The following is a 24,219-nucleotide window of genomic DNA, read 5'->3' as shown; positions in this document are numbered from 1 at the left end:
GAACGTTCCGGCCGGTCGGCAAGGTGTGACCCGGGTGGGGCCCGTGCGCTCAGTAGACAACGGCTTTCGGTCGATCCGCAGCCAGCGGGTCCCAGGTCGGCCCGAAGGGCGCCGGGCCCCCATCCGCCGTGGCGGGGAAGCGGTCCCGGTGCGCCGTGAAAGGTGCCGAAAAACGCATTCTTACCCCACTCTTGTGGAATCGACACCACCAAAGGCACGAGTCGACACGTCATACCAGGCGGCGGCCACTATGGTGGACCCCTGCGTACGACCAGAAGGGGCAGCAGTGAACGACGGCGACGGGACCCTCGCGGCCACGGCCCAGGGGAGGCAGTTCGGCCCGCTCGGCACGGCCTTGGTGATCATTCCGACCTACAACGAGGCGGAGAACATCAAGACCATCGTCGGTCGGGTACGCAAGGCCGTTCCCGAGGCGCACGTGCTGATCGCGGACGACAACAGCCCGGACGGCACCGGCAAGCTCGCCGACGAGCTGGCCGCCGAGGACGAGAACGTCCAGGTGATGCACCGCAAGGGCAAGGAGGGCCTGGGCGCCGCCTACCTCGCGGGCTTCCGCTGGGGCCTGGAGCGCGGCTACGGCGTGCTGATCGAGATGGACGCCGACGGATCCCATCAGCCCGAGGAGCTGCCCCGGCTGCTCACCGCGCTCAAGGGCGCCGACCTGGTGCTCGGCTCCCGCTGGGTGCCCGGCGGCCGCGTGGTGAACTGGCCCAAGTCCCGTGAGTTCATCTCCCGTGGCGGCAGCCTCTACTCCCGGCTCGCCCTCGACCTGCCCCTGCGCGACATCACCGGCGGCTACCGCGCGTTCCGCCGCGAGACCCTGCAGGGCCTGGGCCTGGAGGAGGTCGCCTCGCAGGGCTACTGCTTCCAGGTCGACCTTGCCCGCCGCGCGGTCAAGGCCGGCTACCACGTGGTCGAGGTGCCGATCACCTTCGTCGAGCGCGAACTCGGCGACTCCAAGATGAGCAAGGACATCCTCGTCGAGGCGCTGTGGCGGGTCACCGCCTGGGGCGCGAGCGACCGGGTCGCCAGGCTCACCGGCAAGAACAAGCGGGCCAGGTAGTCCCGCGTCGGCCCTGGGCGAACAGCCCCTTATCCCGCGCTGAGCCGCCGCCAGGCACACTGGGGGTATGACGACTGGCGCTCCGACCTCTCCGTACACCGCCCGGCCCCGGCGTTCCCGGCTGCGCAGGTATCTGCCGCTGGGCATCGCCGCCTGGCTGGTGCTGGAGATCTGGCTGCTGACCCTGGTCGCGGGGGCGGCCGGGGGGTTCGCCGTGTTCCTGCTGCTCGTGGCCGGTTTCGTGGCCGGCTCCTTGGTCATCAAGCGGGCCGGCCGCCGTGCCTTCCAGAGCCTGAACGAGGCGCTGCAGCGGGGCGGCTCGCCGGAGCGCGGTGGCGGCAACGGCCTGATGATGCTGGGCGGCCTGCTGCTGATGATCCCGGGCCTGGTCTCCGACGCGGCCGGCCTGCTCCTGCTGCTGCCGCCGGTGCAGCAGGCCGTGAGCCGGTATGCGGAGAACGCCCTGGACAAGAGGCTGCGCACGGCGGCCCCGGGCGGCTTCGGCGACGCCTTCCAGCAGGCCCGCATCCATCGTCCCGACGGCAAGGTGGTGCAGGGCGAGGTCATCCGGGAGGACCGGCCCGAGCCGGGGGAGCAGGAGCGTCCGCCGCTGACCCGCTGAGCACGCTCCTGGACATGCGAAACCGCGGGCGCCGTACGTGCATCACGTACGGCGCCCGCGGTCTTGTGCAGCTGTGTCTTCGCCCAGCCCGCAGGGACTAGGCCGACTTACGGCTGTCCCGAGGGTGAACCGCGATGTTCATCGCCCCCGAGCGCAGAACCGCCAGGCGCTCCTCGAGGACCTCTTCGAGCTCCTCACGGGTGCGCCGCTCCATCAGCATGTCCCAGTGGGTACGCGCGGGCTTGGCCTTCTTCTCCTCAGGGCCGTCACCGTCGACGAGGAGTGCCTGGGCCCCGCAGACCTTGCACTCCCACTCCGGCGGGATCTCCGCCTCGACCGAGAAGGGCATCTCGAAGCGGTGCCCCTTCTCGCATGCGTACTCCACGGCCTGGCGCGGAGCCAGGTCGATACCGCGGTCCGTCTCGTAGCTGGTCACCACGAGGCGCGTACCGCGAAGAGCTCGCTCACTCATGAATCGTGCCTCCCGGGCTTGTCGCCCACAGGACAGGTGTCGCTGTCGTCGTCATCCGGTCAACGTCCGGTCGGCGGTAAAGATTCCCGTTCCGTGTCCCGTTCCGGGTCGTGCGTCGCCCGTCGTAGCCGCCCCTTGTTCTACCCACCGGCGCCCGGTTTGTCACATCTGCTAGCAGATGTCACCCAGCGTTTCGGCATCTTTGACGCGCAGTAACGGTACGCCTGGCAGGCCAAAGGCGTACACTACCGCCCTTTCGCCTTGAGCGCTAAATCAGTCCTAAATCTTCTTCGGAAGGGGATTGCCCGCCTCGCCGATCGCCCGCCGCACCGGGACGCGCGCCAGCAGTACGAAGCCGATCACGAAGAAGGCCACCAGCGAGATGATCGCGGACCGATAGCTTCCGGTCAGCTGGTAGGTCACGCCGAACAGCAGCGGCCCGAGCCAGCTCATCCCGCGGTCGCTCAGCTCGTACGCCGAGAAGTACTCGGCCTCCTTGCCGGGCGGCACCAGATGGGAGAACAGCGACCGGGACAGCGCCTGGCTGCCACCGAGGACCAGGCCGATACCGGCGGCCAGCACGAAGAAGAACACCGGTGCCTTCGCGGGCAGGAAATAACCGGCCGCCAGGGTCACCGTCCACGCCACCAGCGAACCGAGGATCGTCCGCTGGGCGCCGTACGTCCGGGCCAGCCGCCCCATCGCCAGCGCCCCGGCAACGGCCAGCACCTGCACCAGCAGCACCGCCATGATGAGCGTCGACTGGCCGAGCCCCAGTTCCTGCGAGCCGTAGACGGAGGCCTGGGTGATCACCGTCTGGATGCCGTCGTTGTAGATGAGGTACGCCAGCAGGAAGGCGAGCGTCAGCGGGTGCCGGCGCATGTCCCGGACCGTCGCCGCCAGCTGCCTGAGCCCGGCTGCCGAGGCACGCTCCACGCGCGCGTGCCGGTCGCGCAGCCTGCGCAGCGGTACGAGCGTGAAGGCACCCCACCACAGGCCCGCCGAGGCCAGGCAGACGCGCACGGCGGCCGTCTCGGTCAGGCCGAAGGAGTCGTGCGCCGAGTACAGGACCAGGTTGGCGACCAGGACCGTGGAACCCGCGGCGTAGCCGAGGGCCCAGCCGCGTGAGGAGACGGCGTCGCGTTCCTCGGGCGGGGCGATCTGCGGCAGATAGGAGTTGTAGAGCATCATCCCGACCGACTGCGCCGCGTTGGCCACCACCAGCAGCGCCCCGCCGAGCAGATACCGGTCGCCGTCCAGGAAGAACATGCCCGTGGTCGCGGCGGCCCCGGTGTACGCCGCCGCCGCGAGCAGCGGCTTCTTGCGGCCGGTGCGGTCGGCCACGCCGCCCACGATCGGCATCACCACGACCGCCAGAATCACCGACAGGGACACCGAGTAGGCGAAGAAGGAGCCCGCCCGGACCGGGACGCCCAGCGGATGCACATAGCCGTCGGCGTCCGCGGCCCGCTCGGCGACGGCGGTGAGGTAGGGCCCGAGGAAGACCGTCACCACGGTCGTCGAATAGACCGAGCAGGCCCAGTCGTAGAAGTACCAGCCGCGCTGCTCGCGCCGGAGGCCGGCTGTGTCGTCCGCCGCGTCCGTCCGCAGGGTGTCCGTGCCCACCCGTGCCCTCGCTTCCCCGCTCAAGTGCTCAAGCGCGAAGGCTCGGGCCGGGCGACCGGGCGGTCAGACCCAGACGCCGCGGTCCTCCATGACCTTGCGCAACGTGTCGATGTGATCGGTCATGATGCCATCGACTCCCAGGTCCAGGAGCCGGTGCATGCGCTCGGGTTCGTTGATCGTCCACACGTGCACCTGCAGCCCGTAGGCGTGGGCGACGCGGACGAAGCGCTGGTCGACCACCGGGACGCCCGACTGGGCCTCCGGTACCTGCGCGGCGACGGCGGACCGGCGGACGGCGGCCGGCAGGCCCCAGGAGCGCAACCGCAGGTTCAGCACCCCGCGGGTGCCGAACGAGGTGGCCAGCTTCGGCCCGGCCAGCCGCTGGGCGCGCAGCACGCGCGCCTCGGAGAACGAACCGACGCAGACCCGGTCCCAGGCGTTTGTGCGCTCGATCAGGTCGAGGAAGGGGCGCAGGGCGGGCTCCGCCTTGATGTCGACGTTCCAGCGGACCTGGGGGAAGGTCTCCAGCAGCTCCTCGAACAGCGGCACCGGCTCACGGCCGGCCACGCGCGCCTGCCGTACGTCCTCCCACGGCAGGTCCGCGATGCGGCCCGCGCCGTCGGTGACCCGGTCCAGCGTCGAGTCGTGGAAGGCGACGAGCCGGCCGTCGGCCGTGGCGTGCACGTCGGTCTCGATGTAGCGGTAGCCCAGCTCGACCGCGCGCCGGAACTGCGCCACGGTGTTCTCCAGCCCGTCGGCGGCCCCGCCGCGGTGGGCGAAGGCGATCGGGCCGGGATGGTCGAGGTAGGGGTGGCGTATGGGCGGTGTCGCGAGGGTCACGGACGCAGTATCGCTCGCTCCGGTGTCACGGCGGCAACGAGGGTGCTGCGACTCGATGCCGACGGAACGGCGAACACTCGCAGGAACAGCTGCGCCAGCGGTCCGATGGACACCGCGTACAGCACGGTGCCGATGCCGATCGTGCCGCCCAGCAGGAACCCGGTGACCACCACCGCCACCTCGATCCCCGTCCGCATCAGCCGGATCGAGCGGCCGGTGCGCCGGTGCAGCCCGGTCATCAGGCCGTCGCGGGGACCCGGACCGAAGCGTGCCGCTATGTAGAGGCCGGTCGCCGCGCCGTTCAGCACGATCCCCGCGAGCAACAACGGAACGCGTACGGCGAAGGTGTGCGCGTCCGGGACGAGCGCGAGCGTGCCGTCCATGGCGAGGCCGACGACGAAGACGTTGGAGACGGTGCCGAGCCCGGGGCGCTGGCGCAGCGGGATCCACAGCAGCAGCACCGCCACTCCCACGATGATCGACACCACCCCGATGGTCAGCCCGGTGAGCTCGGCGAGGCCCTGGTGCAGCACGTTCCAGGGCTCCAGGCCGAGGCCTGCCTCGACGAGCAGCGCGGAACTCGCGCCGTAGAGCGCGAGCCCGGCGTACAGCTGGGTCAATCGCCGTCCGAGACGGCGCCGAGTGGACACGAAGTACCCCCTGAGTGGTGGCGGTGGCCTGACGCATGACACTCTGTGGCTTGGGAAGAATAGCCATCCATGGCCAATTCGGGGAAGGTGGACTGATCGTCATGGCGCAGTGGACCTCTGCCATGGGGGCCGCGCAGCTCGCCCGGCTCCTCAAGTCCCAGCAGGACCGCCCGGCCGGCCCCGGCACACGCCGTCCGCCCGCCTACCGCGCCCTCGCCGACGGCATCCGGCTGCTGGTGCTCGAAGGGCGCGTCCCGGTGGCCGCCCGCCTGCCCGCCGAACGCGAACTCGCCCTCGCCCTGTCCGTGAGCCGTACGACCGTCGCGGCCGCGTACGAGGCGCTGCGCGGCGAGGGCTTCCTGGAGTCCCGGCGCGGAGCCGGCAGCTGGACCGCCGTACCGGCCGGCAACCCGCTGCCCGCCCGGGGCCTGGAGCCGCTGCCCCCCGAGGCCCTGGGCTCGATGATCGACCTCGGCTGTGCCTCGCTCCCGGCCCCCGAACCATGGCTGACCCGCGCCGTGCAGGGTGCCCTGGAGGAACTGCCGCCGTACGCGCACACGCACGGCGACTACCCGGCCGGCCTGCCCGCGCTGCGCTCGATGATCGCCGAGCGCTACACCGCGGGCGGGATCCCCACCATGCCCGAGCAGATCATGGTGACGACCGGTGCGATGGGCGCCATCGACGCGATCTGTCATCTCTTCGCCGGCCGTGGCGAGCGGATCGCGGTGGAGTCCCCGTCGTATGCCAACATCCTGCAGCTGATGCGCGAGGCGGGCGCCCGTCTGGTTCCCGTCGCGATGGCCGAGGGGCTGTCCGGCTGGGACGTGGACCGCTGGCGCCAGGTCCTGCGCGAGGCCGCGCCCCGTCTCGCGTACGTCGTCGCCGACTTCCACAACCCCACCGGAGCGCTCGCCGACGAGGACCAGCGGCGCCGGCTGGTGGACGCGGCACGTTCGGCCGGCACGGTGCTCGTCGCCGACGAGACGATGACCGAGCTGTGGCTGGACGAGGAGCTCGCGGACGGCAGGATGCCGCGCCGGGTCTGCGCCTTCGACCCGGCCGGCTCGACCGTCATCACGGTCGGCTCGGCGAGCAAGGCGTTCTGGGCGGGCATGCGGATCGGCTGGGTCCGGGCGGCTCCGGACGTCATCCGCAGCCTGGTCGCCGCGCGGGCGTACGCCGATCTCGGTACGCCGGTGCTGGAACAGCTCGCCGTCAACTGGCTGTTCAGCACCGGGGGTTGGGAGCAGGCGGTGGAGCTGCGCCGGGCGCAGGCCCGGGAGAACCGGGACGCGTTGGTGGCGGCGCTCCGGCGTGAGCTGCCCACGTGGGAGTTCGACCTCCCGAACGGCGGTCTGACCCTGTGGGTCCGCGCCGGCGGCCTGTCCGGCTCCCGGCTCGCCGAAGCGGGCGAGCGGACCGGCGTCCGCGTCCCCTCCGGTCCCCGCTTCGGCGTGGACGGCGCGTTCGAGGGCTACCTCCGGCTGCCGTTCACCGTCGGGGGAGCGGTGGCGGACGAGGCGGCGGTCCGCCTGGCCGCGGCGGCCCGACTGGTGGAGACGGGCGCCACGGGGGGTGTGGAGGCGCCGGGCACGTTTGTGGCTTAAGGCCGAGAGCCTGACAACTCGGGGCTCGCTGTGCATCGGCGGCTGCAGGGCCGTCGTGGCTCGTCGGCCACGACGGACCCGCACTCGGCAGACGGTGCGAACCCCAGCCGCTACCCGGCCGCCTCCGCAGCCACCGTCGGCTTCGTGAGATCCGCCGGCGTCGAAGCCTCCGTCGGCTCAGCCTCCACCGCGGTGGCCCGCTCAGTCCCCACCGCAGTGGCCCGCGCGGGCAGCAACTCCAAGACCGCCTGCCGGTCGGCGTCGCTGGTCGCGTCGTCGTACGGATCCGGCGTTCGCGGCACCTGAAGCCGGTGCACAGGACCCGATCCCAGCCGCGCATAGCCCCGCCCCGGAGGCACATGCCCGAGCGGTGTCGTGTGCGGTGGAGCGCCCAGCGCCGCCTCCACCTGCCGAGGCGTGGCGGATCCGAGGACGACACGCGCGCGTGTGTGCTGCCGTACCGCGTTGCTCAAGGCCTCCGCGCTGTCGAACTGCTCGGCCACGACGACGGTCACGTTCGCCGCACGGCCGTGCCGCAGCGGCACCTGGAGCAGCGCCTGCGGGTCCTTGCGACCGTCCGTCGCGGCGAGATGAGCGAAGACGGAGGGGCGGTCCAGCATGATCCACAGCGGCCTGCGGGCGTGGCCCGGCGGCGGGTCGCCCGCCTGCCGGGCCAGGTTGATGGCGATGAGCCGCCGCTCGGTCTCCTGCGCCGCCCACTCCAGGCTCGCCAGCGCTCCGGGCAGCGCGCACTCCACGGAGAGGACGCCGTCCCGGCCGGTCAGGCACGCGTACTCGCCGGTGCCGCCGCCGTCGACGATGAGGACGTCGCCGTACTGGAGGGCCTGCAGGGCGATGGAGCGCAGCAGGGTCGAGGTCCCGCTGCCGGGGTGGCCCATGGCCAGCAGGTGCGGCTCGGTGGAGCGGATGCCGGTGCGCCAGACGACCGGCGGCACGTCGATCTGTTCCTCTCCGTAGGAGAGGGGAAGCGTGCGCTGGACCTCGCTTGGGTCGGTGAAGCCGAGGACGGTCTCGCCGGGCGCGGTGACGAAGTGCTGGGCCGGGATGTCGGCGGGCAGCGGAGGCAGGACGGTGACGGTGAGCTGGTTGCCCTCCTCGTCCCAGAGGAAGCGGTACTCGCGGCCCCGGCCGGCCTTCGCGGTGAGCAGCTGCTCGATCCGCATGCGGGCCTCGGACTCGCCGTCCGGGAAGTACGCGGGGTAACGGATCACGAGCTGGCCGACGCGCCCGTCGCCGTCGAACTCGTGGGCGGTGAAGGCCTTCTCCCACTCCCCGCCGTGTGCGTACAGCGGCGCCGGGTCCTCGGGGGTGGAGAAGTAGGGCACCAGAGCCTCGTACAGGGACTGGAGCCGTTCGGTCTGGGACTCGTCGGGGCCCTCGGGGGCCGGCGGGATGCGGTCGCGGCCCTGCCAGGCTGCCGCCGCCATCACGGTGATGACGGCGAGCAGCGGCCCGTACGGCATCAGTGCCACGGCCAGGATCACGGAGGCCGTCAGGAACAGCAGCGGCCCACGCTTGTCCTGGGGTGTGGCGGCCCATCGGCGCCGCCCGGCCGAGGCCAGCCGGCGCAGCCCGCGCGTGACGGTGATCAGCGGGTGGAGGACGTCGGTGGCGTTGTCGGCCGCCGTCCGGGCCAGCTCCCGGCTCCGGGCGAGCTGCGTCCGGGCGATCTGGGCGCTGTCCTTGCTCAGGATGCGGGGGAGAGGGCGGCGGGCCACTGCTGTCTCCTGAGGGTGCGTGCGTGCATGCGGGCGGGACGGGCGGGGTCAGAACTTGATGCCGCCGAGGAGGCTCGCCAGGCTCTCTCCGCCGGCCCTGATGCTCGGGGCGATGCCCGTGTTGGCCAGGTAGAACCCGAACAGGGCCGAGGTGCAGGCATGTGAGCCCTTGAGGCCGTCCTTGCGGAAGAAGAGGAAGACGACGGTGCCGAGCAGCATGACGCCCGAGATGGAGAGGATCATTTGAGACCTCCTGGTGTCGAGGTGGGGACAGTCACCATGAGTTCTTCCAGGATCACAGGATGTATCCATATGATTAAAGGTGCAACTGGGTGAAATTCACCAGATTTCACCTAGTCGGCGGCGCGATTGGAGCCCGGTCGAGCTGAGCGGTTGCCTCCGACGGGGCCTGTCGGTGATCTTTACCTCGGGCACATCGGGTCATGTGCCGCGCGAGCCAGTACGCTGGCGATTCACTCGTACGGTCGTGTTCCGCTCTCGCTGCCGTACGCTCCCTGAAGTCCCCGAGTTCGCAGGAGAGGCGGTCCGGCCGATGAGTGAAGCCCCCGACCCCGAGGTCGTGGAGCTGGCGACCAAGATCTTCGATCTGGCCCGGCAGGGGCAGACCGAGGCGCTGGTGGCGTACGTCGACGCCGGCGTTCCGGCCGACCTCACCAACGACCGCGGCGACTCCCTGGTGATGCTCGCCGCCTACCACGGCCACGCCGACGCGGTCCGCGCCCTGCTCGCCCGGGGTGCCGCGGCGGACCAGGTCAACGACCGAGGCCAGACGCCGCTCGCGGGCGCCGTCTTCAAAGGCGAGACGGAAGTGATCAAGGCGCTCCTGGAGGGCGGAGCCGACCCCGCCGCGGGGACGCCGTCGGCCGTCGACACCGCCCGCATGTTCGGCAAGACGGAGTTGCTGGAGCTGTTCGGCGCGCACTGACGCGCACGTCCTGACCAGCCACGACACGGAAAACGGGGGAGGCGGTAAAGGGCCGCCGGAAATACGGTCGCGGCAGCACAAACCGCCGGGTCATCATGACGACGTGATTCACGGACGCGATGGCTGGGCAGGTGTTGCCGCACCGCGCGGACCGTGATGCGGTCCGCATGGGCCACCGACGAGAGGCAGAGAGAGATGGTCTTCGGCAAGCAAGAGACGGCGGGCACTCCGACGTTGTGTCACGCGGCCAGGTAGTGCGTGTTCTCCGGTTGCGTCGACGCTTGATGTGAGGCTGTTTCCCATGTTCGATCCGGTCATAGCGCCCAGCGGTACGCTGCTCGGCCTGCTCCAGCGGGGCCGCGGCGACGGCACCCTGCACGCCCTCACCGCCCCGCGCGCCGAAGCCCTCGCGGCCCTGGACCACTGTGTACTGCGCGATCCCCGCCACGACTGGCAGGTGGAGAACCGCTCCCTCTACTACGCCCGGCTCTACCTCGACCTGAACGGCGAGCTGGACGCGATCGAGGCGCACCTCTTCGGCCCTGAGGACGTCCTCGACACCGACGAGTCCCGTACCGGCCTCGCCCTGGCCGTCCTCGGGCACCTCGCCTCCTACGGCAGGCGGGACGCGCTCGAACTACTGCGCAGGTACGCCGCCCACGGGTCCAGCTGGGCCTGGGCCCTGGACGAGCTGGCTCTCAGGGACGACGACGCGGGCCTGCGCGCCCTCGCCGCGCCCGTTCTGGCCCGCTTCGGCACCGACCCCGAGGGTGAGGCCGAACTGGCCGCCGCCGTACGCGACGCCTTCGAGCCGCGGCCCTGGCGGCTGTGGGCCGAGGATCCGCGCGAATCGATCGCCACACGCGTGCGTGCCGCGCAGGAGACCGGCTGTTTCGACCGTTGGCAGCGGCAGATGCGGCCCACCGGTCCCCGGCCCGGATGGAGCGTGCGCGCCGTCTTCGAATGGGCCCAGCAGGGCATGGACCGCGGCGCGGCCCTCCATGTGCCGGCCGCCCGCTGTCTGGTCGCCGTGGCCGGCCCCGACGACCGGCCGGAGATCGTCCAGGCCGCCCGGTCCGGCATCGACGGGGCTCGCTGCACCGCGCTGCGCTATCTCGCCGACAGCAACGACCCCGACGCCCTCGACCTGATCGAGGCCGCCGTCGCCGACGGGACGTCCGTCGTCGTGGAGGCCGCCGTCGACGCCTTCGAACGGATGCGCAGCGTCGCCGCCGTCGACCGCGCGCGCCGCTGGGCCCAGCGCCCCGACGCGCTCGGCGCCTCCGCCGGACGCATGCTCGCCTGCCGCGGTGGCGTCCAGGACCGCGACCTCGTCCTCGGCGCCCTCCGCGAGGCCGTGCGGGGCGAGGGCCCCGACGCGCCCACCCTGTGGACCCTCGTCGACGGCACCGGACGCCTCGGCATCGCCTGCGCCGCCCCCGTACTGCGCCACATCTACCGCGAGACGGCCTCCTCCCATCTCCGCGGCCGTGCCGCCCGTGCCCTGGCCGCCACCGACCCCTCCTTCGCCAGCGGCTTCGCCGTCGAATGCCTGTGGGACTGCGAGGAGACCACCCGCGAACTCGCCGCCCGGCACGCCGAGACCGGTGACGCCCGGGTCGTCGAGCGCCTGCGCCGCCTGGCCGCCGATCCGGCCGAGGAGGCGGAAGTGCAGACGGCGGTCCGCAGCCGCTTCGGACCCGACGCCGCCCTCGGCTGACCCCACGCACGCACACGGCCCGGGCGGGCGCCCGCCCCCCGTGTGAACACCGGGTGTCCGGCAGGTCAGGCGGTCATGACGGCCGTCTGACCTGCTCGGGTGCGCAGCCCAACGCTCATGGGACGTTCCCCGGGCGGAAAGATCGAAGTTGACGCGGCCACGTTCGGCGCGGCGACAACACCCGTATGCGTGTCGTCATCGTGACCGAATCCTTTCCCCCCGATGTGAACGGCGTGGCCCACTGCGCGCTCCAGACCGCCCGGCACCTCGTAGATCGCGGTCACCATCCGCTCGTCGTCGCCCCCGCCCCCGCTCCGGGCAGCGGACCGGACACGGACGCCCCGTGCCCGGTCGTCCGGATACCCTCCCTCCCGCTCCCCGGCTACCCCCAGGTCCGTGTCGCCCTGCCCAGCCGGCGGCTCGCCGCTGCGCTCGTCGAACACCGGCCTGACGTCGTACATCTCGCCAGCCCCTTCGTCCTCGGCGTGCGCGGCATGGCCGCCGCCGCCAAGCTCGGCATCCCCGCCGTCGCCGTCTACCAGACCGACCTCGCCGGATACGCCCGCACCTACATGGGTGCCGGCGAGGCGGCCGCATGGCGGCGGATCCGCTCCGTGCACGCCGCAGCCGACCGCACCCTCGCCCCCTCCAGCGCCGCCCTCGGCGACCTGGAGGCACACGGGATACCCCGGGTCCGGCTGTGGCCGCGTGGCGTGGACACCGTACGTTTCCGGCCAGATCTGCGGGACGAGGCGCTGCATCGCGAACTCGCCCCGAACGGCGAGCTGATCGTCGGCTACGTCGGCCGGCTCGCCCCCGAGAAGCACGTCGAACTCCTTGCCGGCGCCTGCGGCCTGGACGGCGTCAAGGTCGTGGTCGTGGGCGACGGGCCCAGCCAGGCGCACCTCACCGAGGCCCTGCCCGGCGCCGTCTTCCTCGGCCGCCGCACCGGCGGCGACCTCGCGCGGATCTTCGCCTCACTGGACCTGTTCGTGCACACCGGCCCCTTCGAGACGTTCTGCCAGACCGTCCAGGAGGCCATGGCCAGCGGAGTGCCGGTCGTCGCACCCGCCGCCGGCGGCCCCCTCGACCTGGTCGCGCAGGGCCGCACCGGACTCCTCGTCCCGCCGCGCGACGCCACCGCCGTGACGGAGGCCGTCCGCGAACTGGCCGCCGACCCGGCGCGGCGGACCGCGTTCGGCGCCGCCGCGCGCGCGATGGTCGAGGGCCGCACCTGGGCCGCCGTCGGCGACCAGCTGATCGCCCACTACGACGACGTCCTCTCGGCACGCAGGACGGCGGTGGCGGCATGACCGGTCAGTCCCTGCGCATCGTCCGGCTCGCCAACTTCGTCGCCCCGTCCTCCGGCGGCCTGCGCACCGCTCTGCGCGAGCTGGGCAAGGGCTTCAAGGCGGCGGGCCACGAACCCGTGCTGATCGTGCCCGGCGAACGGCACACCGACCGCGACACCGAGCAGGGCCGGGTCATCACCCTGCCCGGCCCGCTGCTGCCGGGCACCGGCGGCTACCGCGTGCTCACCGACAAGCGGCGCGTGGCCGCCCTCCTGGAGGAGCTGGCCCCGGACCGCCTGGAGGTCTCCGACCGCACGACCCTGCGCTGGACCGGCCGCTGGGCCCGCCGCGCGCGCGTGCCCGCCGTGATGGTCTCCCACGAGACCGCCGACGGCGTGCTGCGCACCTGGGGCCTGCCCGAGCACCTCTCCCGGCGCGCCGCCGACGCCCTGAACACCCGTACCGCGCACGTGTACTCGAGAGTGGTGTGCACCACCGAGTTCGCCGAGCGCGAGTTCGTGCGCATCGGCGCGCGCAATGTCGTACGCGCCCCCCTGGGCGTCGACCTGACGGAACGCCACCCCACGCTGCGCGACCCGGGCCTGCGCACCCTGCACGCGCGCGGGGACGAGGTGCTGCTCGTGATGTGCTCCCGGCTGTCCGTCGAGAAGCGGCCCGGCACCGCCCTGGACGCCCTGGAGGCGCTGATACGGCGCGGGCGCCGGGCGGTGCTCGTGGTGGCCGGGGACGGGCCGCTCAAGGCCCGGCTGGAGCAGCGCGCGCGGGAGCACGGCCTGCCCGTGACCTTCCTCGGGCACGTCTCCGACCGGGCCGCGCTCGGCGCCCTCCAGGCCAGCGCGGACATCGCCCTCGCGCCCGGGCCCGCCGAGACCTTCGGCCTCGCCGCGCTGGAGGCCATGGCGTGCGGCACGCCCGTCGTGGCGAGCAGGTCGTCCGCGCTGCCCGAGGTCATCGGCTCCGCCGGGGCGACCGCGGCCGACCGCGGTGAGGCGTTCGCGGACGCCGTGGAAGTGCTCCTGGACCGCGGTGAGCGCGCGCGGCGCGAGGCGGCACGCGCGCGTGCGGAGTGCTTCGGCTGGGGTACGGCCGTGGAGGCGTTCCTGGCGGCGCACGACGCGGAGGTGCTCCGCCCGACCGGCGTCCGTCGCACCGTGCCGGAGGGCGTGGCATGAGCCTCGTCCGCTTCGTCTCCCTTGGGGACTCGCTCACCGAGGGCGTGGGCGACCCCGCCGGGGACGGCTGGCGGGGCTGGGCCGCGCTGCTGGCGCCCTCGCTCGCCGAGACCCCCGAAGCCGTGGAGTTCACCAACCTCGCGGTCAGCGGCGCCCAGACCCGCGATGTGCTGGAGCGGCAGACTCCGGCCGCCCTGGAACTCCGTCCCGACCTGGTGTCGGTGGTGATCGGCGTCAACGACACGCTGCGCCGCACCTTCGACATCCAGGCGGTGGCCGCCCACCTCGACGGGGTCTACGCGGCCTTCACCCGCGAGGGCGCCACCCTGCTCACCGCCTGCCTGCCCGACCCCGGCGCGATGCTGGGCCTGCCCAGCGCCCTGGCCCGGCCGCTGGCCCGCCGGCAGCGCGCCGTCAACACGATCGTCCACGCGCTGTCCGAGCGCTACGGGGCCGTCCACCTGCACGCCGCGGACGGCGCCTGGATCACCGACCGGGCCCTGTGGAGCGCCGACCGGCTGCACCCGGGCGAGCGCGGGCACCGGCAGCTCGCCATCCGCTTCCACGCCTTGCTCACCGAGGCGGGCCGTATGACGGGACAACCGCCGTCCCCCGAACCGGAGTTCCCCGTGCCCACCCGGGCGGCCAGCCTGCTGTGGCTGGCCACGGCCGGCACCGCCTGGGTGGCCCGGCGCTGCAAGGACCTGCTGCCCCAGCTGCTGCGCCTGGCCGCGCACGAACTGCACCACCGGGCCCGGGGCACCAGCGCCCGCCTCGACCTGAGTGCCTCGGCAGCGGTGTCCGCGGCCCTGGCCGCCCTCGCGGAGGACCCCGACCAGGACGCCGAGGCTCAGCGGCGCCTTGCGGGCACGCATCCGGCGGGGACACCCGGTCCCACGCGGGCGGGCACGAGGGCGGGTACGGCTGATGAGACCGGGACGGCGGGCACGGTCCGCGCGGCCATGGTGGAAGAGCCGGTCGGCGAGGTCATCACGGCGGACAAGGTCCGCGTGGCCACGGTGGCGGATCCGGTCGGCGGGGCCATGACGGCGGGCACGGTCCGTGCGGCCACGGTGGCGGATCCGGTCGGCGAGGCCGTGGTGCCGGGTTCGGCCGGCGAGGCCGTGGGGGCGCAGGCGGGGTGGACCACCGTGGCCGCCGGGTAGTGCCCGACGGGTCGATGGACAGGCCGGGAAGGTGACCGGACGCCTGTCCGAGGGGGCCTGGTCCGAGTCGAGGTCCGGGCCCCGCCGGGGGGCTCACATATGCGGCTGCGCAGCCCGCACGCACGCGTGCTCCCACAGGACCGCATCCGCCGTGAGGCGGCCTCAGACGATGCCGACCAGCCGGTACTGCTCGTCGCGGGCGTCGGTCAGGAACATCTGCCCCGGGGCGTGGGTGATGGCGAACGGCGGCCGGGAGGCCATCACCGCCGCCTGCGGGGTCACTCCGCAGGCCCAGAACACCGGGATGTCACCGGGCGCCACGGTCACCGGGTCGCCGAAGTCGGGGCGGGCTAGGTCCGCAATACCGAGGGCCGCGGGGTCTCCGCAGTGCACCGGACCGCCGTGCACGGCCGGCAACAGGCTGCTCTCCCGGATCGCGGCGCGGATGTGCTCGGGCGGCACCGGCCGCATGGACGCCACCATCGGCCCGCGCAGCCGGCCCGCCGCCCGGCACGCGCGCGTGGTGACGTACATCGGCACGTTGCGGCCCTGCTCGACATGCCGGATCGGCACCCCCGCCCGGGCGAGCGCCCACTCGAAGGTGAAGCTGCAGCCGAGCAGGAACGACACCAGGTCGTCCCGCCAGTACGCACGCACATCGGTGGGCTCCTCGACCAGTTCGCCGTCCTGCCACACCCGATAGCGCGGCAGATCCGTGCGCAGGTCGGCGCCCTCGGCCAGGACGGTCGACGGGCTGCCGGCGTCCGTGACGTCCAGCACTGGGCACGGCTTGGGATTGCGCTGGCAGAACAGCAGCATGTCGTACGCCCAGTCCGCCGGCACCGAGATCAGATTGGCCTGTGTGTGGCCCGCCGCGACCCCGGCCGTCGGACCCGCGAGGCCGTCCCGGAAGCGGGCCCGGGCGGTTCGCGGACTCCACGCGTGCGCGCGCTGGTCGACCGCTGTGACGGGGAGGTCCTTGGTACACGGTGTCTGCGTCATGCCGGCTCCTCGGGAACGTGAGCAGTGCCGTCTCGAGCACCGTAGAGGATCGTTCAACGATCCTTCAATACCCATGTTGTTTCGTTCCGGTCTGTGCGATTGAATTCCGGCATGGCAGAGCAGCTGACGGCACTGGCCGACGACCGTGCGCTCCTGGGGCGTACCAGCACGGCGGAGCGGGTCTCGGACATCCTCCGGACTCGTATCGCCGACGGGTACTTCCCGCCCGGCACCCGGCTGTCGGAGGACGGCATCGGCGGGGCGCTCGGGGTCTCCCGCAACACCCTGCGCGAGGCGTTCCGGCTGCTCACGCACGAACGCCTGCTGGTCCACGAGCTCAACCGCGGGGTGTTCGTGCGGGTCCTCACCGTCGAGGACGTCGAGGACATCTACCGCACGCGCTCCCTGGTCGAGTGTGCCGTCGTGCGCGGGCTCGGCGAGCCGCCGTACGGGCTGGAGGGAGTCGCCGCGGCGGTCGGGGAGGGAGAGCGGGCGACCGCCGAGAACGACTGGAAGGCGCTGGGCACCGCCAACATCCACTTCCATCGGGAACTGGTCGCCCTCGCGGGCAGCGAGCGCACCGACGAACTGATGCGCAGCGTCTTCGCCGAGCTGCGGCTCGCCTTCCACGTGGTCGACGACCCGCGCCGGCTGCACGAGCCCTACCTCGCCCGCAACCGCCGGATCCTGCAGGCGCTGCAGGCCGGCGACAAGCGCGAGGCCGGGCGACTGCTGGAGACCTACCTCGCGGACTCGCTGGAGCGGGTCGTGGAGGTGTACCGGCGCAGGGTGGGCGAGGAAAGCGCCCCGTAGGCCCGTAGAGGCGCCGGGTTGTGCCGATCTGCGGCTCAGCCGCGGGGACGCGACCAGCCACAGCCGGCCCGCACCCGGACAACCACACACAGCCCGGTCGGTGAAACCGGCAGAGCCTCTCGTTTGGGTCGATGTCAGACCCAGGACCTAGTCTGTGCACCGTGACTTCGCCTGCATCGACGGACAGCGTTCCGCCCCAGCTCAGCGCGGGGCCGCGCCCTGCTCCGGGCCCGGCCGCCGACGAGGGGCTGGCGCGGCGGCTGCGCGCGCTCGCCTGCACCGCGCCGCTGCACGACCTCGACGCGCGCAAGGCCAACCTGGCCGGTGAGTACTCGGTGTACGGCATGGCCGAGGTGGCCCTCGCCGCCATCGACTTGGTCACGCTCAACATGGACTTCGACACCGGCGCCGACCACGAGCAGATCGTGGCCCGGCTCGTCCCGCGCATCGCCGCCCAGGCCCCGCACCGCCCGACCGCCGAGCACGAGCGCGTGGCCCGCTGGGTCCTGGAGAACCTGATCAACGTCGGCAGCGTCGACCGCGGCTTCCGCGCCGTCTACGGCACCTTCGCACCGGACGGTACCTACGTCCGCCGGGACTACGACTTCAAGCTGATCGAGGAGGTCCCCGGCCCCGGCGGCACGGTGTACCTGCGCACGACGGACGAGGCGGTCAACGTCCTGGTCGGCGCCCTCGACACCGACGTCACCAGCGCCCAGATCGCCGCCGAGGTCAAGCTGGAGGTGCTGATCAACCGCGGCCGGCTCGCCGACGCCCAGCTCGCCGCCGAACAGGCCCGCTACCGCACGGTGCAGTACTCGGAGACCCTGCGCCGCGCCCTGGAGGCCACCCGGCGCAACGTCCGCGCGGTCGACTGGCTGGGCGCCGTGCCCGACATGATCGCCGAGGCCCTGGACCACGTGGCCGACCGCTACCGCCACGAGAACGCGATCCTCACCAACATCCGCAGGGCCCGGGACGAGACCGAGGAGCCGGAACACAAGCGCCGCGCCGCCGAGCTGGTCGACATCGTCAAGGACTGCATCCGGCGGCACACCCAGCTCCAGTCACGGCTGCTGGAGGCCGGCCCGCTGTTCCGCGCCGAGCAGGACCGGCAGGCCTTCGCCACACCGCCGACGACGTCCGGGACAGACCTGTACGGCCATCTCGTCGCCCCCGTTCTGCCGCTGCCCCTGGAGCGGGCGATCCGGGTCACCGACGCGTTCTTCGCCAACGGCACGGGCCTGCGCACGCCGGTGTCCGTCCGGGTGGCGGACCTCGTCGACATACTGCTGACGCCACCGGTCGAGCGGGAGCACCTGGGCGCGGAGATGCCCGAGCCCGACCTGATCGCCACGCCCGACGACAGCCGGTTCAGCGAGGAGCAGCTGGCCGCGGCGACGGAGCTGCTGGACCTGCCGGCCGACGCGCCGCGCAGGCTGTCCGGGCTGCTGGCCGAGGCCCGGCGCACCGGTGACCCCGATCTGGCCTATCTGGTGGCCCTGTTGGCGGTTCACGCGGCCAGTCCGGCCGTGGGCACCGCCTACCGGCAGGGCGAGGAGAAGCTGCTGTTCGCCGTGGACGACGGGACCGAGCTGGACGATCCCGAGTTCGGCGGGGCGGACCTGATCGTGGGGACCGCCCTGCTGGACGCGGCCGGGATGGCGGCGGACCGGACGGAAGCAGCATGAGTCAACAACAGCGCGACAAGGAGCCCCAACCGTGAGCGAGCACGTCGAGTGGAGTGAGGCGGAGTCGTCGGCACCGTCGGCGTCCGCCGCCGTCACCCCCGCCGACGCCGCCGACGCGGCGCGGCTCGTCGCCTTCGGGCTGCAGCCCAAGCTGCAGCCCGCGCGGGACCAGGAGTACACGGAGCTGCTGCGCCGGTACCGCGAGGACCCGGCGTTCGCGCGGCTCGCCGACGCCGTCGCCGCCGGCCTGGGTCTCGTCGTACTGGAGGTGTCCCCGCGCGCGGGGATGGCCGTGACGGCCGCCGAGGACTCGGTGTTCGCCGTCCGCATGGGCGACTACGCGCGTCGCACCGCCGCCGACTCCGGCGACCGCTTCCTGCACGGGCTCGCCCATCTCGCCGTCGCCGCACTGGCCTTCCCGCGCCCGGAGGACCTGGCCGACGACTCCTACATCGGCCGCGTCACCGTCAACGGCGTCGACGCCTTCGTACGGCAGGCCTGCCGGCGCCTGGAGGAGCGGGCCGAGGAACAGGGCGAGAACACCGACCCGGCGAGCGACGCGCCCGGCTTGGAGGCCGCCTGGCGGATCTGGGCCAGACGCAGCGCCACCGGAGCCACCAAGGACGCCCGCCGCCCGGCCGCCTCCACCACCGGCATCGTGGCCAAGGCCCTGACCTTCCTCACCGACTCGGGCTTCCTGCAGCGCACCGGCGACGACGGCGGCGGTACGTACCGCACCGCGGCCCGCTACCAGCTCCAGGTCCGCGACATGGCCGGCAGCGCCGCCATGGCCGAACTGCTGGAGCTGGGCGTCGTACCGGTGACCGACGGCAGGGCCAGCCTGCTGCCCGCCGAGGACACCGAGGACCTGGAGCTGGTCGCCGACGCCGGGCTGCCGTTCCACTCCTGAGGGCCACCGAACTCCCGCTGAATCCTGAACCACCGCACCTTCACCAGACTTACGAGAGTCCGCCATGTACGAGCTGTCCCGGGTCCGCCTCTACTCCATCGGTCCCGCCGGTGCGCGCTACGCCGACACCGTGCTTGACCTGCGGAGTGTCGGCGAGCCCGTGCCCGACCCGGCGCCCACACAGGCGGAGTTCTTCGAGGAGGAGCCGTCCGGCCCGCCGCGCCGCCCCGCGCCCGCGGGCGTGCTCTTCCTGGAGAACGGCGGGGGCAAGTCCGTCCTGCTCAAGCTGATCTTCTCGGTGATGCTGCCGGGCCACCGCAACACCCTCGGCGGCGCCAGCTCCGGTGTGCTGCGCAAGTTCCTGCTCGCCGACGATTGCGGGCACGTGGCGCTGGAGTGGCAGCATGTGCAGACCGGCGAGTGCGTCGTCGTCGGCAAGGTGAGCGAGTGGCGCGGACGTCAGGTGTCCAACGACCCGCGCAAGTTCGCCGAGGCCTGGTACTCGTTCCGGCCCGGCCCCGGACTGAGCCTGGACAACCTGCCCGTCGCCGAGTCCACCGCCGTACGGCCGCCCGTGGAGGGCACCTCGGGCGCCCAGGGCCGGCGCCGCACCATGAAGGGCTTCCGCGACGCCCTCATGGAGGCCGGTAAGGCCTACCCGCACCTGGAGGTGCACTGGGAGGAGATCCACGACCGCTGGATCGAGCACCTCGGCGACCTCGGTCTCGACCCCGAACTCTTCCGTTACCAGCGGGAGATGAACGCCGACGAGGGCGAGGCGGCCGGTCTTTTCGCGGTGAAGAAGGACTCCGACTTCACCGACCTGCTGCTGCGCGCCGTCACCGACACCCGCGACACCGACGGCCTCGCCGACCTGGTCAGCGGCTTCGGCAACAAGCTGGGCCGACGCGCCGAGCTGATCGCCGAACGGGACTTCACCGCCGGGTCGGTCGACCTGCTCGGGCGGATCGTCGAGGCCGCCGAGGCACGCTCACGCGCGCGTGACATCCACGCAGGCGCCGAGCGCCGTACCCGCACTCTCGCCCGGCGGCTGTCCGCGCGGGCGGTGCGGGAGCGGGTGCGCGCCGCCGACCTCGCCCAGCGGGTCACGGCCGCCGCCTACGCCGTCACGCACTCCGAGGGCGCCCGCGAGCGCAGCGCGCTGATCGCGGCCGAACTCGCCTACCGGCACGCCTCCCTGGCGCTCGCCGCCGCCGAGAAGTCCGCCGCCGCGCAGAAGCGCGAGCTGGCCGACGCCCGCACCCTGCACTCCGCCTGGCAGGCCGCCGAGGCCGTGCTGCGCCACCGCGCCGCCGCCGACCGCGTCGCGCGCGTGTCCGCCGCCATCCAGGAGGCCGAGCGGGACGCCGCGCCCGCGCTCGCCGCCCGCGCCAAGGCCGCCGTGGACCTCGTACGGGCCCTGCACGCGGCCGCCGAGAGCGCCGAGACCCTCGCCAACGAGGGGGAGGAGCGCTCCGCCGCGCTGCAGGAGGTCGGCGAGTCCGCCTACCGCGACTCGACGACCGCCGCGACCGAGGCACAGCGCGCCCGCAGCGAGGCCGGGCATCTGCGTCAGCGCCTCACCGAGGTCGAGCAGGAGACCGCCGAGGCCGTCCGGGCGGGCTGGCTGGACGACAGTGCCCCGGACGCCGACCCGGCGCGGGCCGCGCTCGCCGCCAGCGACGCCGAGAAGAGTGCCGTCGCCGCCTGGGACACGGCCCGTGACGCCGCCCGCAAGGCCGGCGAGCACGCGCGCGAGGCGGCCTCCGCCGAGTCCCGCGCGGAACTGACCGCCGCCCGCGCGGCGGACGCCGCGACGGCGGCCGAGCGGTCCTACGAGGCCGAGCGGCGCCTCGCCGAGTCCCTGGCCGCCGAGGAGCGGCTGGCGGAACTGCTCAGCCTGCCGGGTGCGTCCGGGACGGGCCGGGCCGACGTGCCCGGACCCCGGAGCGGGGCCGACGACAACCCCGTCGGCCGGGCCGGTACGGCAACGTCCGGTGAGGGCGCCTCCGGTGTCCGTTCCGGGGCGGGGACGGCCCCGCACGGCCGTACGGGCGCGTCCCGGGACGCGGCGGCCGACGCGGCCGGCGCTGCCCGGCCCCCGGCCGAAGGTCCCCTCACCCCCGAGGAACTCGACCGCTTCGCCGACGAGTTGCGTGAACTCCTCGACGACGCCGTCTCGACCGCCGAACGGCACCTCTTCGAGCTGCGCACCGCCGCCGCCGACGACTCCCGGATCCTCGGCGCGCTCGGTGACGGCGGACTGCTGCCGCCGGGCCCGGACGTCCTGGCCACGGTGGAGTTCCTCGGCGAGCACGGCATCCCGGCGCTGCCCGGCTGGCGCTATCTCGCCCAGGCCGTCGACCCCGCCGACCACGCGCGCGTGCTCGCAGCCCGTCCGGAACTGGTCGACGGCGTGATCATCACCGACCCGGCCACGCACGCGCGTGCCCGCGAGGCGCTCGGCGACGCCGCCCTGCTGCCCCGCTCCGCCGTCGCCGTCGGCACGGCCGCCGCCCTGCTCGCCCCGCCACCCGTCGACAGCGCCGCCTCCAGGGACGTCTTCCTCGTGCCGCCGAACCCGGCCATGCACGACGAGCACGCGGCCGACGAGGAACGGCAGGCGCTGCGCGCGCGGGCCACCGAGCGGGACGAGGAGATCCGCGCGCTCGCCGCGCGGCTGGGCAAGGACCGTGAACTGGCCGCCCGGCTCGCCTCCTGGCGCACCGGCTGCCCCGCCGGACGCCTCACCGAGCTGGCCCGGACCGGTGAGGAGACCCGGGCGTTCGCCGAGGAGGCCGAGGCCGAGCTGACCGGGGCCCGCACGGTGCGCGCCGAGGCCGACGAGGCAGCCGCCGAGGCCGCACAGGTCCGCGACGAGCGGCAGGAGGCCGCGCAGAAGGCCCGCCGCGCCGCCGACGCCCTCGCCGGGCTCGCCTACCGGCTCCGCGAGCGCGCCGGCTGGCAGGTGCGACTGCGTGAACTCGCCGACGAGGCCGCCGAGTCCGAGGCCCGGGCCCAGGCCTGCCTGGAGCGCGCCCGCGCCGCCGACGAGGACCGCCGCGCCGCCCAGCGCGCCGCCGACGACGCCCGCCGGACCGCACGAGCCCTGCGCGCCGAGCGCTCCGAGATCGCCGGCGCCCCCGACGACGTACCGGTCGAGGACGCGGACGCCCCCAAGGCATCCCTGCCCGCCCTCCGCGAGGCCTATCGCGCCGCCTCCCAGGTGTACGAGAAGGTCGGCGTCGGCGCCGACCTGCGCGCCGAGCAGGCCCGCGCGGAGAGCGACGAGAGCGCCGCCCGCGCCGAGCTCGACCGGCTCAGCAACAAGGTCCGCACCCGCGCCGAGCAGCTGCTTCTCTCGCCCGACGGCTCCGACGGGCCCTCCCGGCAGGCCGCCGCCGCCCGCGCGGAGGAGCTGGTGCAGCTCCTGGAGACCCGCATGTCCAGCGCGAGCGAGCAGCTCGGCCGGCTGCGCGGCGAGGCCGAACGGCACGCCCCCGAGGAGGGCGAGGCGCACACCGAGCTGCCCGAGGAGCTCGTCCCGCGCGACGCCGAGCACGCCCAGGCGCTGCTGCGCACCGCCACGGGCGAGCTCGCCGCCCGAACCGAGGCGCTGGCCGAGGCCCGCGAGGCACACGCGGAGCTGCTGGAGGCCCACCGTGCCGCCGAGGACGCGGCCGGCGGCTTCGACGAGATCGCCGCGATGCTCCGCGACCTGCTGCGCGAGCACGCCCCCGAGGAGGAGCAGGAGGAGCCGGAGCCGTACCCCGGCAGCCTGGAGGAGGCCCGGCACTCCGCGGCCGAGGCCCGCCGCTCGCTGCGGGGCTGCGCCGCCGACCTCTCCGCCGCTGAGGCGGCCGTGCGCGAGGCGAGCGACGTCCTGGTCCGGCACGCCAACTCCACTCGCTACGAGCAGGTCCGCACCCCCGCCCGGCAGCAGATCCGCGAACTGCCCGCGTCCGCACTGCCGGAGCATGCGCAGAAGTGGGCCGACGCGTTCGCGCCCCGGCTGCGCGTCCTGACCGACGAGCTGGCCCAGCTCGAGCGCAACCGCGACTCGATCGTGGACCGCCTCAGAGGCCTGGTGGAGTCGGCCCTCGCCACCCTGCGGTCCGCCCAGCGGCTGTCCCGGCTGCCCGAGGGCCTCGGCGAGTGGTCCGGCCAGGAGTTCCTGCGCATCCGCTTCGAGGAGCCCGACCAGGCCACGCTCACCGAACGGCTCGGCGAGGTCATCGACGACGCCACCCGCGCGGCCGTGAAGAAGAACTCCGACCTGCGCCGCGACGGCATGTCGCTGTTGCTGCGCGGAGTCGCGGCCGCGCTGCAGCCGAAGGGCGTGGCCGTCGAGATCCTCAAGCCCGACGCCGTACTGCGCGCCGAGCGCGTACCCGTGGGCCAGATGGGCGACGTCTTCTCCGGCGGCCAGCTGCTCACCGCCGCGATCGCCCTGTACTGCACGATGGCCGCCCTCCGCTCGAACGACCGGGGCCGGGACAAGCACCGGCACGCCGGCACGCTCTTCCTGGACAACCCGATCGGCCGTGCCAACGCCACCTACCTGCTGGAGCTGCAGCGGGCCGTTTCGGACGCGCTCGGTGTGCAGCTGCTGTACACCACCGGTCTGTTCGACACGACCGCCCTGGCCGAGTTCCCGCTGGTCATCCGCCTGCGCAACGACGCCGACCTCAGGGCGGGCCTGAAGTACATCAGCGTGGAGGAACACCTTCGGCCCGGGCTGCCCCAGCAGCCCCAGGCCGGAGAGGCGGTGCACAGCGAGATCACGGCGACGCGGATGTTCAAACGCCCAGCCTCGGCAACCCCCTGACCGGGGGGCGCGGGA

Annotated in this window: 18 protein-coding genes and 1 pseudogene; 12 read left to right on the top strand and 7 right to left on the bottom strand. The window is 73.4% G+C overall.

The features are described 5' to 3' along the window. Positions 1-286: 286 nt before the first annotated feature. Positions 287-1,084 carry a polyprenol monophosphomannose synthase gene (locus AB0M27_RS29010; protein ID WP_365725722.1) on the top strand — a complete coding sequence of 266 codons (798 nt, stop codon included), beginning with the start codon at positions 287-289 and terminating at the stop codon, positions 1,082-1,084. A gap of 67 nt (positions 1,085-1,151) precedes the next feature. After that, complete coding sequence (fxsA, locus tag AB0M27_RS29005; protein ID WP_365725720.1) at positions 1,152-1,706, top strand: FxsA family membrane protein; 555 nt, start codon at positions 1,152-1,154, stop codon at positions 1,704-1,706. A gap of 97 nt (positions 1,707-1,803) precedes the next feature. Here the strand turns inward: fxsA and AB0M27_RS29000 are convergent, their stop codons facing one another. The 4 genes from AB0M27_RS29000 to AB0M27_RS28985 all read right to left on the bottom strand — a co-directional run bounded on the left by AB0M27_RS29000 (position 1,804) and on the right by AB0M27_RS28985 (position 5,294). Beyond that, positions 1,804-2,178, bottom strand: a complete 375-nt coding sequence (locus tag AB0M27_RS29000) for an RNA polymerase-binding protein RbpA (protein ID WP_003977404.1) — start codon at positions 2,176-2,178, stop codon at positions 1,804-1,806. A 279-nt stretch (positions 2,179-2,457) separates the two neighbouring features. Next, positions 2,458-3,804, bottom strand: coding sequence for an MFS transporter (locus AB0M27_RS28995; protein ID WP_365725717.1), 1,347 nt, complete (start codon positions 3,802-3,804; stop codon positions 2,458-2,460). Between the two features lie 63 nt (positions 3,805-3,867). Next, entirely contained in the window at positions 3,868-4,644 is a 777-nt protein-coding gene (locus AB0M27_RS28990; RefSeq protein WP_365725716.1) for a glycerophosphodiester phosphodiesterase, read from the bottom strand. Continuing rightward, on the bottom strand, positions 4,641-5,294 hold the full coding sequence (locus AB0M27_RS28985) for a hypothetical protein (protein ID WP_365725714.1): 654 nt from the start codon (positions 5,292-5,294) through the stop codon (positions 4,641-4,643). The genes AB0M27_RS28990 and AB0M27_RS28985 overlap by 4 nt, the downstream gene beginning before the upstream one ends. Before the next feature lie 101 nt (positions 5,295-5,395). On the opposite strand from AB0M27_RS28985, the gene AB0M27_RS28980 reads away from it, so the two are divergent. Next, a complete protein-coding gene (locus tag AB0M27_RS28980; RefSeq protein ID WP_365725712.1) occupies positions 5,396-6,904 on the top strand; it encodes a PLP-dependent aminotransferase family protein in 1,509 nt (502 codons plus the stop codon). 110 nt (positions 6,905-7,014) lie between these two features. Here AB0M27_RS28980 and AB0M27_RS28975 read toward each other — a convergent pair whose 3' ends face one another. Further along, positions 7,015-8,643, bottom strand: a complete 1,629-nt coding sequence (locus AB0M27_RS28975) for a hypothetical protein (protein WP_365725710.1) — start codon at positions 8,641-8,643, stop codon at positions 7,015-7,017. A gap of 48 nt (positions 8,644-8,691) precedes the next feature. Further along, positions 8,692-8,886, bottom strand: coding sequence for a hypothetical protein (locus AB0M27_RS28970; RefSeq protein WP_365725708.1), 195 nt, complete (start codon positions 8,884-8,886; stop codon positions 8,692-8,694). A gap of 310 nt (positions 8,887-9,196) precedes the next feature. Here AB0M27_RS28970 and AB0M27_RS28965 point away from each other — a divergent pair, with 310 nt between their 5' ends. The 5 genes and pseudogenes from AB0M27_RS28965 to AB0M27_RS28945 form a co-directional block, all read left to right on the top strand. Beyond that, complete coding sequence (locus tag AB0M27_RS28965) at positions 9,197-9,589, top strand: ankyrin repeat domain-containing protein (RefSeq protein WP_365725707.1); 393 nt, start codon at positions 9,197-9,199, stop codon at positions 9,587-9,589. Between the two features lie 301 nt (positions 9,590-9,890). Continuing rightward, positions 9,891-11,309, top strand: a complete 1,419-nt coding sequence (locus tag AB0M27_RS28960) for a HEAT repeat domain-containing protein (RefSeq protein WP_365725706.1) — start codon at positions 9,891-9,893, stop codon at positions 11,307-11,309. Between the two features lie 185 nt (positions 11,310-11,494). Continuing rightward, on the top strand, positions 11,495-12,622 hold the full coding sequence (locus tag AB0M27_RS28955) for a glycosyltransferase family 1 protein (protein ID WP_365725703.1): 1,128 nt from the start codon (positions 11,495-11,497) through the stop codon (positions 12,620-12,622). Next, positions 12,619-13,794: a glycosyltransferase gene (locus AB0M27_RS28950; protein WP_365725697.1), complete on the top strand. Its 1,176-nt coding sequence runs from the start codon at positions 12,619-12,621 to the stop codon at positions 13,792-13,794. The genes AB0M27_RS28955 and AB0M27_RS28950 overlap by 4 nt, the downstream gene beginning before the upstream one ends. Then, a pseudogene (locus AB0M27_RS28945) lies at positions 13,791-14,618 on the top strand (SGNH/GDSL hydrolase family protein); the annotation flags it as partial. The gene AB0M27_RS28950 and the pseudogene AB0M27_RS28945, both read left to right, overlap by 4 nt. 504 nt (positions 14,619-15,122) lie before the next feature. Here AB0M27_RS28945 and AB0M27_RS28940 read toward each other — a convergent pair. Next, a complete protein-coding gene (locus tag AB0M27_RS28940) occupies positions 15,123-15,962 on the bottom strand; it encodes a putative hydro-lyase (protein ID WP_365725695.1) in 840 nt (279 codons plus the stop codon). A gap of 111 nt (positions 15,963-16,073) precedes the next feature. Between AB0M27_RS28940 and AB0M27_RS28935 the strand changes: the two genes are divergently transcribed. The 4 genes from AB0M27_RS28935 to AB0M27_RS28920 all read left to right on the top strand — a co-directional run bounded on the left by AB0M27_RS28935 (position 16,074) and on the right by AB0M27_RS28920 (position 24,204). Then, a complete protein-coding gene (locus AB0M27_RS28935) occupies positions 16,074-16,775 on the top strand; it encodes a GntR family transcriptional regulator (protein WP_365725691.1) in 702 nt (233 codons plus the stop codon). A 161-nt stretch (positions 16,776-16,936) separates the two neighbouring features. Beyond that, positions 16,937-18,466 carry a hypothetical protein gene (locus tag AB0M27_RS28930; protein WP_365725690.1) on the top strand — a complete coding sequence of 510 codons (1,530 nt, stop codon included), beginning with the start codon at positions 16,937-16,939 and terminating at the stop codon, positions 18,464-18,466. Positions 18,467-18,497: 31 nt separating this feature from the next. Then, complete coding sequence (locus AB0M27_RS28925) at positions 18,498-19,376, top strand: hypothetical protein (protein WP_365725688.1); 879 nt, start codon at positions 18,498-18,500, stop codon at positions 19,374-19,376. 64 nt (positions 19,377-19,440) lie between these two features. Continuing rightward, positions 19,441-24,204: a hypothetical protein gene (locus tag AB0M27_RS28920; protein ID WP_365725686.1), complete on the top strand. Its 4,764-nt coding sequence runs from the start codon at positions 19,441-19,443 to the stop codon at positions 24,202-24,204. Positions 24,205-24,219 lie beyond the last annotated feature (15 nt).

The organism is Streptomyces sp. NPDC052107, from assembly GCF_040680215.1.
In the GTDB taxonomy this organism is placed as follows: Bacteria; Actinomycetota; Actinomycetes; order Streptomycetales; family Streptomycetaceae; genus Streptomyces.
Note: the sequence above shows the minus strand (reverse complement) of the source record. Positions and strands in the feature narration are given on the sequence as shown.

Bases quoted from the DNA above. Each gene is read 5' to 3' on its own strand.
- AB0M27_RS28980 (WP_365725712.1), top strand. From the start codon at position 5,396: ATGGCGCAGTGGACCTCTGCCATGGGGGCCGCGCAGCTCGCCCGGCTC.
- AB0M27_RS28935 (WP_365725691.1), top strand. From the start codon at position 16,074: ATGGCAGAGCAGCTGACGGCACTGGCCGACGACCGTGCGCTCCTGGGG.
- AB0M27_RS28950 (WP_365725697.1), top strand. From the start codon at position 12,619: ATGACCGGTCAGTCCCTGCGCATCGTCCGGCTCGCCAACTTCGTCGCC.
- AB0M27_RS28970 (WP_365725708.1), bottom strand. From the start codon at position 8,886: ATGATCCTCTCCATCTCGGGCGTCATGCTGCTCGGCACCGTCGTCTTC.
- AB0M27_RS28960 (WP_365725706.1), top strand. From the start codon at position 9,891: ATGTTCGATCCGGTCATAGCGCCCAGCGGTACGCTGCTCGGCCTGCTC.
- AB0M27_RS28940 (WP_365725695.1), bottom strand. From the start codon at position 15,962: ATGACGCAGACACCGTGTACCAAGGACCTCCCCGTCACAGCGGTCGAC.
- AB0M27_RS28955 (WP_365725703.1), top strand. From the start codon at position 11,495: ATGCGTGTCGTCATCGTGACCGAATCCTTTCCCCCCGATGTGAACGGC.
- fxsA (WP_365725720.1), top strand. From the start codon at position 1,152: ATGACGACTGGCGCTCCGACCTCTCCGTACACCGCCCGGCCCCGGCGT.
- AB0M27_RS28920 (WP_365725686.1), top strand. From the start codon at position 19,441: ATGTACGAGCTGTCCCGGGTCCGCCTCTACTCCATCGGTCCCGCCGGT.
- AB0M27_RS29000 (WP_003977404.1), bottom strand. From the start codon at position 2,178: ATGAGTGAGCGAGCTCTTCGCGGTACGCGCCTCGTGGTGACCAGCTAC.
- AB0M27_RS28965 (WP_365725707.1), top strand. From the start codon at position 9,197: ATGAGTGAAGCCCCCGACCCCGAGGTCGTGGAGCTGGCGACCAAGATC.